The sequence below is a fragment of the Vibrio sp. Vb1729 genome, from assembly GCF_033338655.1.
GTDB lineage: Bacteria > Pseudomonadota > Gammaproteobacteria > Enterobacterales > Vibrionaceae > Vibrio > Vibrio alginolyticus.
In genome coordinates this window covers 6,458-25,190 of the sequence record NZ_JAWOTB010000030.1, presented here as the reverse complement: position 1 = coordinate 25,190, position 18,733 = coordinate 6,458, and the positions used below count along the sequence as shown (strand labels likewise).

At 45.7% G+C, this 18,733-nt stretch carries 18 protein-coding genes and 2 pseudogenes; 12 read left to right on the top strand and 8 right to left on the bottom strand.

Annotated features, from left to right (window positions below; all coding sequences use genetic code 11):
* Positions 1-289: 289 nt before the first annotated feature.
* Positions 290-1,297 carry a DUF1176 domain-containing protein gene (locus R7E29_RS14425; protein WP_017636065.1) on the bottom strand — a complete coding sequence of 336 codons (1,008 nt, stop codon included), beginning with the start codon at positions 1,295-1,297 and terminating at the stop codon, positions 290-292.
* 666 nt (positions 1,298-1,963) lie between these two features.
* On the opposite strand from R7E29_RS14425, the gene R7E29_RS14420 reads away from it, so the two are divergent.
* From R7E29_RS14420 to R7E29_RS14405, 3 genes and pseudogenes are all read left to right on the top strand, one after another.
* Positions 1,964-2,353, top strand: coding sequence for a leucine-rich repeat domain-containing protein (locus R7E29_RS14420; protein ID WP_157632409.1), 390 nt, complete (start codon positions 1,964-1,966; stop codon positions 2,351-2,353).
* Complete coding sequence (locus R7E29_RS14415; protein WP_081008358.1) at positions 2,301-2,819, top strand: leucine-rich repeat domain-containing protein; 519 nt, start codon at positions 2,301-2,303, stop codon at positions 2,817-2,819. The genes R7E29_RS14420 and R7E29_RS14415 overlap by 53 nt, the downstream gene beginning before the upstream one ends.
* Before the next feature lie 224 nt (positions 2,820-3,043).
* Positions 3,044-3,358: pseudogene (locus R7E29_RS14405) on the top strand (thiamine biosynthesis protein ThiJ); the annotation flags it as partial.
* 222 nt (positions 3,359-3,580) lie between these two features.
* Here the strand turns inward: R7E29_RS14405 and eamB are convergent.
* The gene (gene eamB, locus R7E29_RS14400) at positions 3,581-4,165 is read right to left on the bottom strand and encodes a cysteine/O-acetylserine transporter (RefSeq protein WP_017636062.1); all 585 of its coding nucleotides are present in this window, start codon (positions 4,163-4,165) and stop codon (positions 3,581-3,583) included.
* Positions 4,166-4,277: 112 nt separating this feature from the next.
* Here eamB and R7E29_RS14395 point away from each other — a divergent pair, with 112 nt between their 5' ends.
* The 4 genes from R7E29_RS14395 (at position 4,278) to R7E29_RS14380 (ending at position 7,441) form a co-directional block, all read left to right on the top strand.
* The gene (locus R7E29_RS14395; protein WP_017636061.1) at positions 4,278-4,391 is read left to right on the top strand and encodes a LysR family transcriptional regulator; all 114 of its coding nucleotides are present in this window, start codon (positions 4,278-4,280) and stop codon (positions 4,389-4,391) included.
* An 18-nt stretch (positions 4,392-4,409) separates the two neighbouring features.
* Complete coding sequence (locus tag R7E29_RS14390) at positions 4,410-5,177, top strand: LysR family transcriptional regulator (protein ID WP_230850631.1); 768 nt, start codon at positions 4,410-4,412, stop codon at positions 5,175-5,177.
* A 230-nt stretch (positions 5,178-5,407) separates the two neighbouring features.
* Positions 5,408-6,382, top strand: a complete 975-nt coding sequence (locus tag R7E29_RS14385; RefSeq protein WP_017636059.1) for a DUF1852 domain-containing protein — start codon at positions 5,408-5,410, stop codon at positions 6,380-6,382.
* Between the two features lie 30 nt (positions 6,383-6,412).
* Positions 6,413-7,441 carry a methionine synthase gene (locus R7E29_RS14380; protein ID WP_017636058.1) on the top strand — a complete coding sequence of 343 codons (1,029 nt, stop codon included), beginning with the start codon at positions 6,413-6,415 and terminating at the stop codon, positions 7,439-7,441.
* Positions 7,442-8,256: 815 nt separating this feature from the next.
* Here the strand turns inward: R7E29_RS14380 and R7E29_RS14375 are convergent.
* Positions 8,257-9,276, bottom strand: coding sequence for a DUF2955 domain-containing protein (locus R7E29_RS14375; protein ID WP_053304259.1), 1,020 nt, complete (start codon positions 9,274-9,276; stop codon positions 8,257-8,259).
* A 9-nt stretch (positions 9,277-9,285) separates the two neighbouring features.
* A complete protein-coding gene (locus tag R7E29_RS14370) occupies positions 9,286-10,350 on the bottom strand; it encodes an HlyD family secretion protein (protein WP_053304260.1) in 1,065 nt (354 codons plus the stop codon).
* 99 nt (positions 10,351-10,449) lie between these two features.
* On the opposite strand from R7E29_RS14370, the gene R7E29_RS14365 reads away from it, so the two are divergent.
* Both R7E29_RS14365 and R7E29_RS14360 read left to right on the top strand, forming a co-directional pair.
* Positions 10,450-11,310, top strand: coding sequence for a LysR family transcriptional regulator (locus R7E29_RS14365; RefSeq protein WP_054577055.1), 861 nt, complete (start codon positions 10,450-10,452; stop codon positions 11,308-11,310).
* A gap of 150 nt (positions 11,311-11,460) precedes the next feature.
* Positions 11,461-12,003 carry an isochorismatase family protein gene (locus tag R7E29_RS14360; RefSeq protein ID WP_054577054.1) on the top strand — a complete coding sequence of 181 codons (543 nt, stop codon included), beginning with the start codon at positions 11,461-11,463 and terminating at the stop codon, positions 12,001-12,003.
* Between the two features lie 39 nt (positions 12,004-12,042).
* On the opposite strand, the gene R7E29_RS14355 is transcribed toward R7E29_RS14360, so the two are convergent.
* From R7E29_RS14355 to R7E29_RS14345, 3 genes are all read right to left on the bottom strand, one after another.
* Positions 12,043-12,939, bottom strand: a complete 897-nt coding sequence (locus tag R7E29_RS14355) for a 1-aminocyclopropane-1-carboxylate deaminase/D-cysteine desulfhydrase (protein ID WP_054577057.1) — start codon at positions 12,937-12,939, stop codon at positions 12,043-12,045.
* Positions 12,940-13,048: 109 nt separating this feature from the next.
* Positions 13,049-14,335, bottom strand: coding sequence for a sensor histidine kinase (locus R7E29_RS14350; RefSeq protein ID WP_054577053.1), 1,287 nt, complete (start codon positions 14,333-14,335; stop codon positions 13,049-13,051).
* A complete protein-coding gene (locus R7E29_RS14345) occupies positions 14,332-15,009 on the bottom strand; it encodes a response regulator transcription factor (protein ID WP_017634707.1) in 678 nt (225 codons plus the stop codon). Before R7E29_RS14345 ends, R7E29_RS14350 begins: the two co-directional genes overlap by 4 nt.
* Positions 15,010-15,161: 152 nt before the next feature.
* On the opposite strand from R7E29_RS14345, the gene R7E29_RS14340 reads away from it, so the two are divergent.
* From R7E29_RS14340 to R7E29_RS14330, 3 genes are read left to right on the top strand one after another with little or no spacing between them, the layout of a single operon-like run.
* Positions 15,162-16,202 (top strand): glycosyltransferase family 2 protein, encoded by a 1,041-nt coding sequence (locus R7E29_RS14340; protein ID WP_017634706.1) that lies wholly within the window; start codon positions 15,162-15,164, stop codon positions 16,200-16,202.
* 2 nt (positions 16,203-16,204) lie between these two features.
* Complete coding sequence (locus R7E29_RS14335) at positions 16,205-17,611, top strand: ArnT family glycosyltransferase (protein WP_053304265.1); 1,407 nt, start codon at positions 16,205-16,207, stop codon at positions 17,609-17,611.
* 4 nt (positions 17,612-17,615) lie between these two features.
* Entirely contained in the window at positions 17,616-18,014 is a 399-nt protein-coding gene (locus tag R7E29_RS14330) for a GtrA family protein (RefSeq protein ID WP_017634704.1), read from the top strand.
* 134 nt (positions 18,015-18,148) lie between these two features.
* Here the strand turns inward: R7E29_RS14330 and R7E29_RS14325 are convergent.
* Positions 18,149-18,733, bottom strand: a pseudogene (locus tag R7E29_RS14325) (hypothetical protein); the annotation flags it as partial.

Sequence of the window (18,733 nt, the reverse complement as noted above, 5' to 3'; positions counted from 1 at the left end):
AGACTCTGAATACATTAGCGCAAACCAACGCCGTTATTTGGATTTTTCACTTGCAAAACGGGGCGTACCATACATTTGTCCAGAAATATCACGATCTGAATTTTAACACGTGGTATTTTCTAGCTTGAAAATGCCCCCAAATCGCTTAGAATCTTAACCCTATAAAACAGAGGCCGCATGTACTTACCCTACTGAAAGTAATCCTTTTTTATACTCCACCTCTTATTGATGCGAACAACTTAGCAAGCCGCCACCAAGATCGACATTTAAACTCACCTCATTTACAAAATTATTGCTTAGAAGGAAAAGTTACATCAGTGATGTAGGTCGGCATAGGGTCAATACCGCCGGCAATACCTCGGCATGGACCCGTGCTGGATATCAAAGTGGGTACCATAGATTGCCCATCAAACACCCATGCCTGACTTTCCCAGCAATCGCCATATCCTCGTCCCTTGCGGTCTTGGCGCGCCATACCATCTATATAAAAACCATCACTGTCCAATGCAACCAACTGATTGGGGCCATTTTTATCCGCTAACCAATGGTTGCAAAGCGCGTTGTAAGCCATAAGCCAACAAGCACCAATAAATCGTTTACCCTGACCCAGCTCTGCAGTTTCAAGTGATGCGCTCTGGAGTTCGAAATCCAACTCAGATGCTGGCACATTAGTGGTCAGCAACTGTAACACCTCATTATAAGCTGACGAACCGATTTCAAGGGTAACAGCGTTTGATAGCGGTGCTTGCACAGTCAAACTTGGTGGTACTTTAGCGGGTGGTACTTCGTTCTCAGATTGTTTACCTTTGGCAACCACAGCAAATGGTGTGTTGCTACGCCCTTGATACTCATCCATTTTGCGAAACACAGCGCTGGCGCCATTGTTCGAAATGCGCCAGCGCTGCTTTCCAGCGCCTACTTCAATTACCGCGTTAGTAGTAACCACCGCCAATAATGCCTGTACTTGCATGGCGCTCAGCTGACTCGTTTTATCTGTGTAGATTGGGCCGAGGTCTTGGTTGTCAATCAACAAAGTCACACTTGCTGGCAACGCCTGCTCATCATGTAGCTGCAGAAAAAGCTTTGCCGTGATCTGGGTTGCAGGTCCAGCTTCACGTCTAAACATCATTGCCATACCATAGCCAAGACCAGCTGGCGCGTACCCCGCTGCTCGGCAAGTGCCAGTATTGTCACATGCCAAATACCAATCTTTGTGAGCAAACCTAGCTCCGTCAAAAGCTTGGACAGAAAAAATCGCTACACTCAATGCGATTATAATTAGACGAATATAGCGCATTTTCTTATTCCTTTGAGATAATATATCTGTGAATGTTTGATGGATTCTATGCGTTGAATTTAAGTTAATTTGACTTATTCGAAGGCGATTTTTGACATGAACTACTCCAGCCAGACTGGAGTAGATAATGATTAATCTAAAGCCAATCTCATCGCTTGAAATACATTAGTTTTACCAGCTGTTACGCTCCTTCAGGCGCTTGCGTGCGAACATCCCTATAATATTGAATTGGGTGAGGAGCGTAACTTCCGCTTGGTCTGAGCTTTTGTTCGCTTCCGCGACTTTAGCTCGACTTTGATAGCCGCAGAAATTGCCCATCTCTAGTCTTCTTATGAATATTCATCTTGAATATGGATGATCAAATAGGCAACAGTTTTCTTTATTACAGGAAACTATTGCTCCTATACTCATTAGATCAAATACCCTGCAAAAAGTTATCCGATAGAATGAAATTCAACACGATTTAAGCGTTTTATATGCTTGTTTGGCTTGTCAAAGTTGCCTCTTTTGTTAGAGAAACTATCTAAGCATCTTTTTGGGAGTGATAATCCATTAAAAGTATTGTTATCATCCTTTTATCTCTGAGTAGAGCTAAATTTCTGTGAACATTTTATGCGTTTGCATAGAAAGACCGATAACGGTCTAATTATAAACCCGCGAGTAGCAATGTCATTATCAAGAATAAAACTCAATAGGCTAACTGACCAAATCTTTGGCATCTTGCTTAGTCTAGCCCTTCTAACAGGCTGTGAGCATGCAACGGAAGGGTTAGTCTATGCTAAAAAATTAGATGGCTCGCAGAACAAATCAATACTTGCAGAGTATACCGGTAGAGAGACCGATGTCATAATTTCAAGCTCGGTGACCATTATTGGTGAAGGCGCGTTTGTTGGTCACCAACTCACTAATGTAACCATACCGGATTCGGTTGCCACAATTGAAGATGAGGCATTTAAGGACAATGAGCTCACCAACCTGACCATTCCAGATTCCGTGGTAGCCATTGGCAAAGGGGCGTTTAGCGATAACAAGCTTACCAGCGTTAAATGTGTTTAGTTTTAACCAACTTAATAGTGTGACCCTCCCAGATTCGTTATCCACCATCGGTGCTGGAGGGTTCAATGGTAACGCGTTACCCACATTAAACAATATACCATCAGATGGCTTTATTTTTGCTCGTAATGATGATGGAACTGAGAACAAAAAGGTCGTTGTTTCCTACGGTGGAGCAAGAAGAGATATCGTTGTTCCTGACTCCGTGACTACTCTTGGGAAGGGGGCACTTTATGGAAATAAGCTCACTAACGTAACCCTTCCAAACACGTTGACTACTATTCGGGAGTTGGCACTTAGCCATAATGAGCTCACCAGAGTAACTCTACCTGACTCAGTATTTACCATTGGGAGGAGGGCATTTGATGGAAACAAGCTTACTAGCATAACCTTTCCAGATTCGGTGACTGTCATTGGTGAAGAGGCATTTACTGATAACGAGATCACTAGTGTGATCATTCCTGGTTAGGTGCGCGCTATTAGCCCATGGGCGTTTGATCTTGGTGTAGTAACTAAGCGGAATTAAAGCTATTTTTGGATGCTGTCGTCTTCAGCTGGTAAATAGCAACTATTGATAAGTTATCCTTGAAACCATATATATTGAGGCACACAAAACGAGCACTGCCGAATAAAAGGCAGTAGTTCTTTTGACGGTTTGTTTGTATGAGTCTCGAAAAGGCGAAAGTACATAAATGTGCAGGGTCTTTTTTACACGAGCTTGGCTTGCTGAAAGGTAAAAAATTAACGACAGATCCACATGCAAAAGCTATTCAGTAGAGCACGGGAGGAGATGTTTAAGATCTTCCTTTTGTTTTGAAGGTAATATAGCTACCGTCGGAGACGCCTTTCAGTTATTTACTTAGTCGTTTGGGTAGCAGAAAGGCTTTGTGATTCAAACAAACGTAAAGCATACAAGAGCAGTTAACTCCCACAGGGCAGTTCGACTTATTTGGAAATCTCATTTCAGCAACATTTCGTCTGCTCAGTATTTTAGCGCTCATAAATTGAATGACTGTCAAGTGACCGCGCATCTTGGTGGATTTTTGATATCTTAAAAAACTATATTTATGGATCTATCCATACTTCTCCTAATCACCGTCAGCCAAAATAGAGCAGAAAGTTCAACAAGCTTCTGTCCAACTTTGAGTTAGCATACTCAAAGCCAACCATTTCTCCATCTACAAATTCGAGACGCGGAAATCACTGCGTCTCATCTCCTCAACCTCAGCCTCAAACAAACAACTGTACCGCGCAGTAAAGTAGCGTCGCCGCTAAGGTCATATTGATCGCTTTGCCATATTTCTGGAATTGCGATTGAAGAAGTTTGCCTGCAATTGCCCAGATCAAGTTGCTGGCTAGAGCAATAAACGCGAGCACTAGGCTGGTGGCCAAGATCCAGTAGATGTTTTGTGTGTAAGGCAACACGAATGTCGATATGGATGTTACGCCGTATAGAATGATTTTCACGTTTACGAACTGCAAACCAAAGCCCGTCAAGAAAGTGATGCCCTCAGAATCTTCTGATGTAGTTTTGATATCACTTGTCGCGATTCCCCAAGCTAACCAAATGATGTAAGCCGCACCCACCCATGTGAGCCAAGGTGTAATCACAGGAAGCAGGCTGACCATGTGGTAAGTGAAAACGCCACACAGCAGCATCAAAACAATATAGCCGCAGAACATCTCAGAAATGACGTTGGTAGATCGCTTTAGCCCGTGCTGTGTTGCAACACTGAGCGACAAAATGTTGTTGGGACCCGGCGTGATCGAAGTAATGATGACGTAGGTGAAAAATGCGGTGTAGATGGCACTCATCTCTATCTCTCCTGTTTTTTGTGCACTATACTTCGCGTTAATCAATTAAAAAATTGAATGCATTTAAACTAAGAGTTTTAACTTTTTGAACTATTAAGTTAGGAGTTTGGTCATGAATCTAAAACGTTTCATTACGTTTAAAACCATTGTTGAGGAAGGTTCGTTTCTTAAAGCATCGCAAAAGCTTTATTGCACTCAGTCGACAGTTACCTTTAAGATCAAATAGTTAGAGCAAGATCTCTCATTGCAGTTGTTCGAAAAGATCGGCCGAAAAATGGTGCTGACTCAGGCAGGAGAAAAGATCCTTCCGTACGTTTATGAGCTCGCACGAGTGATGGAAAACATTGAAGGCACGGCACAACAAGAGAGTTCTGAGCCGACAGGGGAGTTGAAGGTTTTAATCGCAGAAACTCAGCTCGCTTATAAAATGGCCAATGTTTTGAAGGAATTCAGAATACGAGCGCCGAAAGTAAGGCTCTCACTGCAATCACAAAACTGCTATAAGATTCGTGATGAATTGATTGCTGATAAAGCCGATTTGGGTGTGTTTTATCGTGTCGGTAATGATGATGCACTCAAGGTGCATGAGTTTGAACAAGAGCCGTTGGTCCTTGTTGCTTCGCCGCTTTTAACAGGGTTGGATCTACAGAAAGGGGAGCAACACATTGATTTGGGATTCATCAGCAATGGTCCTAAGTGCCTTTTCCGTAAGACTTTTGAGAGCATCATCCAAAAGCGAAACATCAGCATCGATAACATGATTGAGCTGAGCAGTATTAACACTATCAAAAACTGTGTAGAGAGTAATATCGGTATCTCTTTTCTGCCTCGCTTCACTGTTGAAAAAGAACTACAAGAGGGCAGCCTGCAAGAGCTTGAGTTTACCAACGCACCGCAAATGATCAAACCGCAGTGTGGCTGCAATGCCGGAAAGTGTGTTACGCCTGCAATGGAAGTCTTTATCGACTGCATGTGTAACACGCACGAGACAGGCTTTTTCCTCAAATCATGAAATTCCTTCATGTTCAATGTGAAACAATACCAATATTACTCAACTCGTGAAGCAAGTATAAAAAAAGGACTGCTCTGGTGTTAGGCACTGCGACGGTCATTTTTGTACGAACCGTTCGTCGTAAGTGCTGTGCAACCTAACGATTGGGAAAACCAAAAAACAAAAAATGTCCCCATGCACAGAGTTAGGAAAAGTCTGCTTTATCTAAGGAAATAGGATACCAACTCACGATGAATAACGATTTCACATTTGCTATCAAAAGCATTCGCTTTGATGAGAATTACCAACCATCAGACAACACGCGAATCACTACCAACTTTGCTAATCTGGCTCGCGGAAACTACCGCCGAGAGAATCTGCGCAATGCGCTCCGAATGATCGATAATCGTTTTAATGCGTTGGCATATTGGGATAACGCGCAAGGTGACCGCTACTCAGTTGAACTTGAAATCATCTCTGTTGATATGGATATCCAAGGTAGTGGAGAAGCATTCCCATCGATTGAAGTGCTCAAAACTAACATTGTTGATCACAACACTAACGAGCGCATCGAAGGCATTGTGGGCAATAACTTCTCTTCATACGTTCGTGATTACGACTTTAGCGTTTTGCTGTTGGACCACAACAAAAACCAGCCACAGTTCAGCATCCCAGCGAACTTCGGTGATTTGCATGGCAAACTGTTCAAAGCTTTCGTTAATTCTGAGTCTTATAAACAGCATTTCAAAAAGCTGCCAGTAATTTGTCTGAGCGTATCGGACAACAAGGTATACCGACGCACCGAAAATCAACATCCTGTTTTGGGCTTTGAATATCAGCCGAACGAATCTTCGTTGACGGAGCAGTACTTCAAGAAGATGGGCTTACAGGTGCGCTACTTTATGCCGCCAAACAGCGTTGCACCGTTGGCATTCTACTTCTTCGGTGACTTGTTGAACGATTATTCAAACCTAGAGCTTATCAGTACGATTAGCACGATGGAGACATTCCAGAAGATTTACCGACCTGAGATTTACAATGCCAACGCGGTTGCCGGTAATTGCTACCAGCCAAACCTAAAAAACCTAGACCACTCGCTAACTCAAATCGTTTACGACCGAGAAGAGCGCAGCCAACTGGCAATTGAACAAGGGAAATTTGCCGAGGAGCATTTCATCAAACCTTATCAATCTGTGCTTGAACAATGGTCTGCAAACTACGCGTAATCGACAACGAGAATCTAGAAAGGAATGACGATGAAAACACTATTACCGACTTCAACGGCTGGCAGCTTGCCGAAACCTTCTTGGCTAGCGGAACCAGAAAAACTTTGGTCACCGTGGAAACTGCAAGGTGAAGAACTGATTGATGGCAAACGCGATGCGTTACGTGTCGCTTTGCAAGAACAAGAACTGGCAGGCGTTGATATCGTCAGTGATGGCGAGCAAACTCGGCAACATTTTGTGACGACCTTTATTGAGCATTTAAGCGGTGTAGATTTTGAAAACCGTAAAACGGTGACCATTCGCAACCGTTATGAAGCAAGTGTTCCGACTGTGGTTGGCCCAGTGAGCCGCACAAAGCCCGTGTTTGTTGAAGATGCCAAGTTCTTGCGTCAGCAAACTAAGCAACCTATCAAGTGGGCGCTGCCAGGCCCTATGACGATGATCGACACGCTTTATGATGATCATTACGGTAGCCGTGAAAAGCTGGCTTGGGAATTTGCAAAGATCCTCAATCAAGAAGCGAAAGAGCTTGAAGCTGCAGGTGTCGACATCATTCAGTTTGATGAGCCTGCGTTCAATGTGTTTTTCGATGATGTGAACGAGTGGGGCATTGCATGTTTAGAGCGTGCGATTGAAGGGCTGAAATGTGAAACGGCGGTGCATATCTGCTATGGCTACGGCATCAAAGCGAACACGGATTGGAAGCAAACGCTAGGCACTGAATGGCGACAATACGAAGAAGTATTCCCTAAATTGCAGCAGTCGAATATCGATATTATCTCGCTCGAATGTCATAACTCACGAGTGCCTATTGAGTTACTTGAGTTGATTCGCGGTAAGAAAGTGATGGTTGGTGCGATTGACGTTGCAACCAACGAAATTGAAACGCCAGAAGAAGTGGCGAATACACTGCGAGAGGCATTGAAATACGTTGATGCCGACAAGCTTTACCCATGTACCAACTGTGGTATGGCGCCTTTGTCTCTTGAAGTATCGACCGCTAAGCTCAATGCGTTAAGTGCGGGTGCGGAGATCATTCGTAAAGAGTTGGTGGGTTGATGTTAATACTTAGGCTCCGCACCATGAACTAAAATTAGGGTCATTCTAGCGAGTTTAAATGAGACTAGGAGTCGGTTTACTGCTCGCTAGGAAATAGCGATAACTTCCGCACTTCAAAGCACTCGGTGGGTAGATCCTGAATCACGCTCGTCCCTCGCTGTTCAGGATGACGGATGTTGGAAGATACATTGCTCGCCACAACCCTAGGTATTGGATCTGCTCCAAGAGAGGGTCATTCCAGCGAGTCTAGACGAGACTAGGAATCTGATTACTGCTCGCTAGGAAATGACGATAACTTTCGCACTTCAAAGCACTCGGTGGGTAGCTCCTGAATCACGCTCGTCCCTCGCTGTTCAGGATGAAGGATGTTGGAAGATATATTGCTCGCCACAATCCTAGGTATTGGGGCAGCTCCAAGATAGGATCATTCTAGCGAGTTTAAACGAGGCTAGGAATCTGATTACAGCTCGCTATGAAATAGCGATAACTTTTGCACTTCAAAGCACGTGGTTAGTAGAACCTGAATCACGCTCGTTCCTCGATGTTCAGGATGACGGATGTTGGGAGATATGTTACTCACATACCCAACTATTTGGCTTGTATTCAAATTTGGGTCATTCCAGCGAGTCTAGACGAGACTAGGAATCTACTAACAACTCACTGGAAAATGGCGATAACCTTAGAACTTCACAGCACTCGGTGGGTAGCTCCTGAATCACCTCGTCCCTCGTTGTTCAGGGTGACCGTTTTAAATAAAAATGCCGCTCACAGTAAAGTGAGCGGCATACATTTCCCGTTTCCAGCCTCGGCCAGATTTAATTCAACTCTACGCTCTTCATCTCAGGATGCTTTAGCAACATCACACGAATCCAGTGATGCACCACCCACATCACCATCGCGGTGAGCAGAACCGCAACGAAAATCGAGCTGAAACGGTACAAGATCGAAAAGAACGCGTCTTTTTGTTCTGGCACCAACGAGGTCGTCAGCGGAACCGATAGGGCAGACATGGCAGAAAACGCGATAGCCGCTTTAATTTGCCCCTTGGTGAGCCACAAGCAGAATGGCCCCATTGCAATGGTAAAGGCGAGCCAAAAGAGTAGCCCATGCCCATACCAACTGCCCAATATCAGCTGAACAGCCATCCCTGCGATGCAGCCTAGTGCGGTGCCGATGATGCGAATTTTTGCCATGGCGAGCGAGCCCGCTAAAGTCATTGGGGTTAGGATGATCAAAATGGAAGCTTGTGCGGATAACGAGTCATATAAGTCCGCTACTTGGAATACGATAAACGCCGCCATCGCCACTACCCAACCCATGGCAACTTGGCTGATGTAGTCAATATCGCTTTTCACTGGGGTCGACATCTCAATGTGCTCGGTGTGGGACTTTGGCTCAGGGAACAACCAATACGCGAATGCGCAAACAAAAATATTGCTGAACGCCATCACCCACATGTTGACATTGAACTCTTCAATATCCATGAAGTTATAGCTGGCAAAATTCAACACAATTGAACCCACTAACAGCCCCATGTAACCAAACAAATAGGTTTTCTGGTTCATCATTGCAATGCACTTGAACAGCATAATGATTCCGACGGCTACGGTCATTAATGTTGGATGAAACTGCAAGTATTCCAGCAAAAATGTGGCTTGTATGGTTGTCCACACCGCAGAGAAAAACACGATCAATAAAGCCGAAAGATTAAAGTTGTCCATTCTGCCCAATATAAACAGCGGCATCATGATGGCAAAAAATCCGTAAGACCAACCGAAGATCATGCTTAGCGCGAGCCCTAAAGAGCAGCCGAACCAAATTCGTAAGGTTTTCATTGTCGCCGCCTAGTAAATGAAGTGGAACCAGCTTGCGAGGTGAATCTGTGCTTGCGCCATCAACTGCCAGAAAATGCTGTTGTCTGGGTACAAAACAATGGTAGCGCGAGAGCCGACAAACAGTGCTGGTGGTAACTCTTCGCTGCTGGTTAGGTTCACTCGTGTACGCTGCGCATCACGTACCCAGCGGTTGTTCACTTCCACTTTGGTTAGTGCGCCATTAGGCGTTTGTTGTGCGGCTGCTACACCGTAATCGCGGCTAGCTAAATCAAAGTCGTACACCGAACCTGGGTTGGCATCAAATGTGACCAAGGCGTGGAAAGTCTTGTCTATGTTCGCGACGGATTTTTCACGAAAATCAGCGGCTACCCAGAGTGATCCTGTTGGTACAAATGTCAGCAATGGCATGTTGGTGTTTGCCATCGTGCCAACTTCTAGTTGCAGGTTGGTCACGACACCATCACTGGGAGCGAGTACCGCGGTATTTGCCAAATCAAGTTGCGCCTTTTCGATGCCGTTTTTGGCAATTCGAACGGCGGTGCTTTGACCTTTTTGGTCGCCTAATTGCGCCTCAATGACTTTTAAGTTTTGTCGTTCCGCTTTAAGCGCTGCACGTGATACCTGATTTTGGGCAAAGGCATTATCGAGTGTCGATTGAGAGATGACTTTTTGCTTCGATAACGTCAGTAAGCGGTTGTACTCGCGGTGTGCATTATCAAATGTCGCTTGTGCGCGGGCAATATTGGCAAGAGCGGCTTCGCGTTGAGAATACAGTGTTGCTTCTTTTTCATAGGCGGATTGCAGAGACAGCTCCGCCTGTTCAAGCGCTATCTTGTATTTACGATCATCAATCGTAAACAACACATCGCCTTTTTGAACGGACTGGTTATTCTCGATGAGAACGTCGGTCACTTTACCAGATACCTCGGGTGCGACTTGGACAACGTATCCTTGCACTCGTCCTTCGGTCGTTAAGGGGACGTGGCGGTCAGCAATGATAATGTACAAAAATAGTACGATGAACAGGACAATCAAAGTTCGCATCCAGTGTTTGAATTTTTGGTCAGCCGTCATTACAAGTTCCGTTAAACATATTGGATAGCGGATTATAGAGAAGTCACTCACAATTCAGTAGAATGATAATACGAACATAAATGACCTAAAAATAGGACAATGAACGTTAATTTTGATGATATTTACCTATTCACTCAGACGGTGGTTCACGGCGGTATAAGTGCAGCGGCAGAGGCGAATCAACTACAACGCTCAAAAGTGAGTCGTCGCCTGCAAGAATTAGAGAAATCGCTCGGGGTACAGCTTTTGATCCGCACAACACGCAGCATTGAGTTGACGGAGCACGGGAAACGCTTGTTTGAGTTGGTGGGGCAGCCTATTGACCATATTCAGCAAGGTTTAAATGCCATGCATGAATATCAACAAGAGCTGACGGGCAAGGTGCGTTTAGCCATTCCTTCCGCATTGATGAGCTCTGCCGCGTTTAACGCGATCATCACCGAGTACACAACGCGGTATCCGGAGATTTCGGTCGAGATTGAAAACCATCAAGAGAGTGTCGATCTCAAGCGTCAATCGTTTGATTTGCAGCTTCTTCCGAGCGTGGTCAAAGTCACCGATGACAGCTATGTGCAGTTCAGTCTTTTGCCTTATCGTAGTCACTTTGTTGCGTCAAAAGCCTATCTAGAATCGCATCCGCCAGTAAAAATGGTTGAAGATCTTAAGCAACATCGCCTTTTAACTAATCGTTACAATGCCGATTTGCTCGATTCAGATTTGCATGTCGCGTTGCGTTCGGATGACCTCAACTTGCTGCGCTCGATGGCGATAGCAGGAAACGGCATCGCGTTTATTCCTCAAATTCACTCCAAGCCTGCACTGAGAGACGGTTTGTTGGTCGAGGTGCTGCCTCAATTCGCGCATCCGAAGCAGCATCTTACTCTGATTTATCCCTCGGCCTTATTTCTGCCCAATAAAGTCAAAGCCTTGATTGAGCTAATTCGAGAGAAATTTAAATAGTCAGTTCAAACCACTCTTAACTAAGAGCAAATGTGTGAGCGAAGATCATCTTTCTAGGTTTTAGTGCTCTAATATGAAAGGATTCTGATACATTAACTGTTGCTCAACTTGTTGAGTATGGTTTGTGGTCGCACAAGATAGGAGGTGGAAATGTTATCGAAAGGAAACACGGGCCTGATTGTGGTAGATGTTCAGGGCAAACTCGCTACATTAATGCATGAAAGCGACTCACTGATTGAAAATATCACGAAACTGGTAAAGGGTGCCAAAGCACTAAATTTGCCTATTCTGTGGCTAGAACAGAATCCAGAAAGGTTGGGCCCAACCGCGGAGCCGATTCGTGAAGTGCTTGAAAGCACGCATTTACCTATTACCAAGTACACGTTTGATGGCTGTAAAGAGGCGACGTTTAACGTCGCGGTGGAGAACGTAAAAGTGGATACCTGGTTGGTTTGCGGTATTGAATCCCACATTTGCGTCTATCAAACCGCGGTTTCTCTGCGTCAGTCCGGTTATCGCGTTGAATTAGTCACGGATTGTGTATCTTCCCGAACCGCTGCCAATAAGGCGCTCGCTCTTGCGAAGTTAACCGCTAACGGTGTGGTGCTCACTGGGCTAGAAATGTGTTTGTATGAAATGGTCGAAGATTGCCGAGCACCTGAATTCAAAGAAATTCTGGCGCTCATCAAATAGTGTAATCATTGTAATCAGCAACAACTTTATTTGAACACGCTATTCAAATTCTCGTTGATACCTTGGCAACATCGACTCGTTGCCAAGTAACCCGCCTTGGTGAATGTAAATCACCATTTTATCAGTGTTCTCTTCCAACCAAGGGGTGAGGCATTGCCACATATACGGGTCGTATAACAGGTCAAATTCGAGGTCGGTTTGCTCAAAGAGCGCTTTCCATGTGATGTAATCTTCTTCGTACAAGCGACCAAAATGGTGTTTGTTGCGCACGGTTAAAATGGTTGGGTGGCTGTTTTCACCGAGCTGGTTGAACTGCTCAGTTAAGTAATCTGCATTGCCTACGCAAGGGCAAGTTAGCACTTCTATGCCGTGTGGGCTTAAATGTTTATGAAGATATAAAGCGGTCGTGCCAGTGCCTGATGGCAGGGCGACGGTAAACTGTTCTTTACCTCTCAATCGCGTCCAATCAAGAATTTCTCGTGCTAACTGTTTGATGCCAGCTTCAGCGAGGTGGGAACGTCCACCCTCAGGAATAAGCAATGTCGACTCATCTAATCTTCGTACCTGGTGGATGTATTCACTAGGGTGGAGTTCGCTACCGATGTCTTGCATGGCAGTGATTTTCATACCCAAATCGAGAGCGCCGCGATAGTTTCCGATGGGGGAGCTTTTTAGCCAAGATGGAATGTGATGAACATAAAACTCAAATGCCCAACCTTTAATCTGGGCGAGAGCGGCAAGCGAGTACATCGCGTTGGATTGAGCAGAGCCGTAACTGATGAGGGTTTTGATGTCGCTGTTCTGCGTTTCCATCAATGCCATAAACTTACGTGCCTTGTTCCCAGAAAAGTGGGAGTGGAGCATGTCGTCACGTTTAAGGAAAAATTTGCGCCCATTAAAGCTATGTTGGGTGATAGGACTTTCTGAGAGTTTCATGTCGATGCTGACGGAATAAACGGTGTCACCTTTGCCATTTAAAAAGGGCGCGTAGTGTAACGCCATTAAACCCAGATAAAAAGTCTGTGTTTCAGTACAACCATTTCGGTTATTCTTGATGCTCTGACGAAAGGTCAATCACTGCCTCACATCCACCCTCAGAATGTGTATCAATAGTGAATTGCCAGCCATAGCGTCGGCATAAGTCATCCACAATCATCAAACCTAATCCGTGCCCATCTGAGTGCGGAATGGTCGAAAAGCCTTCACCTTCATCGCGCACCGAGATGGTGTTTTCATCCATATTGATATGAATTGATCCCGAAGGTGTCTCAGCGATGCCGTTGCGAATCAGGTTGCCAAGAATAATGGTCAACACGGCATTGGTCGCGCGCGTTCTAGGGTTGCCGTCGATCTGGACATCAAAGCTGAGTGCTTTCTCATCCGCCTGAGCTTGGCTTTGGAAGATGATTTGGTTGAGTTCTTCTTCGGTGATGCTGCGCACTGGTGAATCATCTGCATTACGCTCGTAACGCACTAAGCCGAGTAGGGCATCTACCATGGTCGACATCTGCTGCGTTGCATCTTGAATTCGGTTCACTTGGCGAGTCTGGAAATCCGTGTTCGCACTTCTCGCCAGTAGGCTGCTTGAGCCTTTCATTACGGTTAACGGTGTACGCAGTTCATGGCTTGCGTATCGTGCAAAGGCTTGCTCACGCTTGATGACTTGGTTGATTTTGTGGCGATACTCATTCAACTCATCCGCGAGGGTTTGGAACTCTTTGGCCGAGCCCTCAGGCACACTAAAAGTTTGCGTGGCATCTCCTTGGTGATGGTCGAGTTGAGTTTTGAGCGCATTGACGGGTTCAATCAAGCGCTGTGATAAACGCAGCAACAGACTGCCAAATAGGAACACCAGGACGGCGACAATGGACAACACCATAGCAACGACGAGAATGAATTCCTCTGAGGTGATCTCGATTTCATCAATCAAGGAAACCAGAATCACAGGATGTTCAACGCCTTTGTAGGTGTAAGTGCTCATGTAAACCATGCGCGAGTATTCACCGTCTTCTACTTCATCAAGAAAGTGCTTTTGACCAATCAGGTATTTTTGGTAGCGCTCGGCAACCAATGAGATGTCGTTGTATGCAGTGGTGAGCAGGTCAAGCTGAATACTGCCTTGCTCTGGGTGGGACTGGAAATGTTCAATCGCTTCTTTTTTGTCGACCATAATACGACGCTCGCCGACACGGTCTTCAGACCAAAGCAGGGAGCCGGTAATCAACAAAAAGCAGAAGATGCCAATCACGACCGACACAAAAGAGAAAAACAGAGCGAGTCGCCCTGTCATACTTTGTGTGCTTTGCGTGCTAGCAAGTAAGCGATTGATCATGCAACTGTCTCCAAGCGGAAGCCAACTTTCGGCACGGTGATCAGCACATGTTGTTCAAATGGCTTATCAAGTTGGTTGCGAAGTTGGTAAATGTGGCTGCGCAGAACGTCGTTGTTCGGCTCGTTCTCTTGCCATAGTTGGAAGGCGATTTCTTCACGTGTTACTACGTCTGGCGCGCTTTTCACAAGCATTTCCAGAATGGTGTAAGTGGTGGGGTTTAGCGCCAACAGTTTATCTTGGCGGTAAGCTTTACGCGTTTTTTGGTCGATAGAGACTTCGCCATATTCCAACTTGCTCGACGCGACAGTGCCGCGGTAACGGCGGATCAGTGCCATCATGCGCGCTTCAAGAATATCCAGATCGAAAGGCTTGGTCAGATAGTCGTCCGCACCGTGTTGGAAGCCTTTTAGCATATCGTCACGGCTATCGAGTGCTGTCAGCATAAGCACTGGTGTGTTGTTGCCCGCATCTCGAAGTTTATTGCACATGGTCAGGCCATCCATGCGTGGCAGCATGAGGTCGAGCAAGATGATGTCGAAGGTGTTTTCCATCGCTAGTTTCAGGCCGAGTTCGCCGTTGTCTGCATAATCGAGTTCCGTACCTGCACACTCAAAATAATCGAACAGCATGCCTGCGATTTCTCGATTATCTTCGACTAAAAGTACGCGTTTCATGTATTTCTCTCCAAGTGGGCAGGTGTTCGAAAATAAGACTTCGTCTTAACCGAACATTATTCACTAAGGACGTGAAAAAGATGTCAATAACATCTCTTTCACGTTGATGTTTGTAGACTGGATTCATTCATCGGATTTAGTGGAAGAGTAGCATGTCAACCTTCAACATTCACGCTGCAACCTTTTCAAAGGTGAGCCAACACACTGAGCCTAAAACAGTTTTGTCTGTTGTGGTGCCATTCTTTAACGAGCAAGAAGTCTTACCTGAATTTCATCGTCGTTTAGCCGCCGTTTTGGATGAAATGCCAGAACGCTGTGAAATCGTTTATGTGGACGACGGCAGCAAAGACGAGAGCCTAATGATCGCGCAAAACTTTTCTCAATCTTCTAGCGACGTTCGTTGTATTGCACTAAGCCGTAACTTCGGCAAAGAGTCCGCCATGAGCGCTGGCCTGGAACACTGCCAAGGTGAAGCGGTGATCGTGATTGATGCCGACTTGCAAGACCCGCCGGAGTTGATCCCGCAAATGGTATCAAAATGGCGTGAAGGGTATGACGTGGTAAATATGCAGCGCAGCGAACGCCACGGTGAAACTTGGTTCAAACGCTTCTCGGCCGCTTGCTTTTATAAAGTGCTTAACAGCATGGCGAAATTGGATGTGCCTGAGAACGTGGGCGATTTCCGTTTACTGAGCGCAAAAGTGGTTAAACACATCAATGCGTTGCCAGAGCGTAACCGATACATGAAAGGCATCTTTTCTTGGCCGGGTTTCAAGCAAGTGACGGTTCAGTTTGAGCGTGACGCTCGTTTCTGTGGTGAAACCAAATGGAACTACCTCAAGCTGATTGGCCTTGCAATGGACGGTATTACCTCGTTTTCCATTCGTCCTTTGCGTTTAGCGACACTTGCCGGTGCATTGGTGGCGTTCAGTGCCTTTATCTATGGCGCATTCATAGTGATGAAAACTGTTGTATTTGGTGAGCCTGTCACTGGCTACCCATCCATGATGGTCGTCCAACTTGCCTTGGGCGGTGTGCAACTGCTGTCGATTGGCCTTTTGGGCGAATACATTGGCCGCATTTTTGTCGAGACCAAGCAACGTCCTCTTTATCTTGTTCAGTCTGTTTACGAGCAGCCTGCAAAACATCAATCCATCCAAACCATGAAGTTTAAACTGGGAGAAACCGCGTAATCATGAGTATTAATAAAACCCATCTGTGGTTGTTGTTGGCGTTTGCTCTTTTACTCCGTCTTATTTCACTTGCCGCTTACCCTTTGATGGACACCACAGAAGCCCGCTACGGCGAAATGGCGCGCTTAATGGTGGAAACAGGCAATTGGCTTACCCCACAGTTTGATTACGGCGTGCCTTTTTGGGGGAAGCCACCCCTGTTCACGTGGATGAGTGCTTACGGCATTGAGCTGTTTGGATTGAATGAATTTGCAGTGCGCGCACCTCATTGGTTAGCGGGTGTTGCGACGATTGTTTTTGTTGCTTTCATGGCGCATCGCGCTGGCTTTAATGCAGTCATCGCAGCGTTGGTATTGGCGACCTGCGGCATCTTTTCAATTGCGGCGGGTGCGGTGATGACAGACATGGCACTGACGTTGGCAATGACCATGGCGATGGTTGGTTTTTACTATTGCTGGCTCGGCAAAGACAAACACAGTCGACTGTGGGGTTACCTCGGTTTCTTTGGCTTGGCTTGCGGGCTGTTAGCGAAAGGTCCGGTGGCGATCGTGATCATGGGCATCGCAGTGTTTCCTTGGCTCGTGATTCAGCATGGTTTCTTTGGTGCCTTCAAAGCCTTGTGGCAGCGTTTTCCAATTGTGTCGGGGTTGGCGTTCATGCTGGCGATTGCTCTACCGTGGTACATCATGGCTGAAATGGCGACGCCTGGATTTATTGATTACTTCATTGTTGGCGAGCACTTTAAGCGTTTTGTTGTCAGCGGTTGGGAAGGGGACCTGTATGGCTCTGCTCATGATCAACCACGTGGGATGATCTGGGTATTCTGGCTACAATCGGCTGCGCCTTGGTCAATCGTATTGCCTATCTTGGCGTGGAAACGTCGTAAGGTGCTCAAAGCCATTGAAACCGATCATCAAGGTCTATTTAGCTTCCTGATGTGTTGGCTGATTTCTCCAATGCTCTTGTTCACCATGGCTGGGAATATTTTGCCTGCTTACGTACTACCGGGTGTGCCTGCGTTGGGTATCTTGATTGCGATGCTGGTGGATAAACACGATTTCAAATGGTTGACCGGAACGGCAGCGGTGTTGCCAGCCCTGCTTATGATTGCGATGTTGGGTTTGAATATGGGCAAAGCGGATAGCCGCAGCGACCGCATTATCTTCGCGCAAATTAATGACAACGCTCCGGTCTTTTATATTGGTAAGCGCCCGTTCTCAGGCCAGTTCTATAGTCATGGTCAGGCGAAAAAGCTTGAAGATAAGAATGACTTAAACAATCTGAAGAAATTCCGCCTGATTGGTAAATCGCAGCAAGTGGATAGCATGATTCATGAAAATGCGTTGAGTTGTACCAACGAGTTCACAGCAAAATCGAAACGCTCACTCTACACCTGTGTGGTTGGATAACGGAATGCGCAAATTACCAAAATTTACTTCGCTGGAAAGGTTTGCTCTAGTAGGTGGTGTCGGCTTTATGGTCGACACCCTTATCTTTTCTGTGTTGTTCCATAGGTTTGGTCTGGATCTGATGCTGGCTCGTGGGATAGCATTTTTGTTTGCAGCTACCACAACGTGGCTTGGCAATCGCTGGCTGACTTTCTCTCAAGCAGAAAAAACCAACCCTTTCGCTCAATGGCAAAAATTTATGGCGAGTGCCTTTATCAGTGCTTTGCCTAACTTTATTGTGTTCAAAGGCGTAACGCTCGCGCTAGGAACGCAAGGGGTGATGGTCTATTTGGCTTTGATCTTAGGCATATTGGCAGGCATGGTGAGTAACTATTTACTCAGTGCAAAATGGGTGTTTAGTTGAGGATAGAAAGGTTCGGGCTTACTATCCTATCCTCGAGTTAAAAATTCGTTATTTGAACCAATTTTTCTTTTTGTACATCAGAGTAAACCTAAAGCTTTTCATGGGGGGATGTAAAAAGGTAAACAAGCCAAGGTTTATACCTTGGCTGCCGTTAGTTCAGATTTTGATTGTTCGATTTCAGACTCGGTTTGCCACTTGCCGTTGTAAAGATACTTACACTCTGGGAGTGGCGCTTTCGCATCCCTTAAATCAAACACTTCATTGGTAGGGTATTCACGATAATAAGCGGGAGTCGTAAAAAGTCTAGGTTCAGGCTTCGCTTCAAACAGCTTTTTATGATCATTGACCTCTTTACAATCCAGTTTGTAGGCCTCTGACAGTTGCGTGACCATGGATTCTAATTCCACTTCATTTTTAAAGAAAATGTAACAATAAAATCGTCCCTGTGAGCGAAAAGTAATCTCCTGAGCAGTATCTTGGTATTCGCACCTGTCATACTTAAAAAAGAACTTAATTACTTTCCTTTTCTTATTGTAATCAGCAAAGAGCCAGTCTTCACGTTCTCCGACCCTCACTTCTGTTGGTTCATCAGGCTGACGTTTAAGCATTTTAAAGGAGACTAATATAAAAGCACCAGCGCCTGCTAACGCCATCGGGCCAACTACCGCTACCATCAAAACGCAAACTACCGCACCGATCCAGCCAACGGCTTGTGTGGC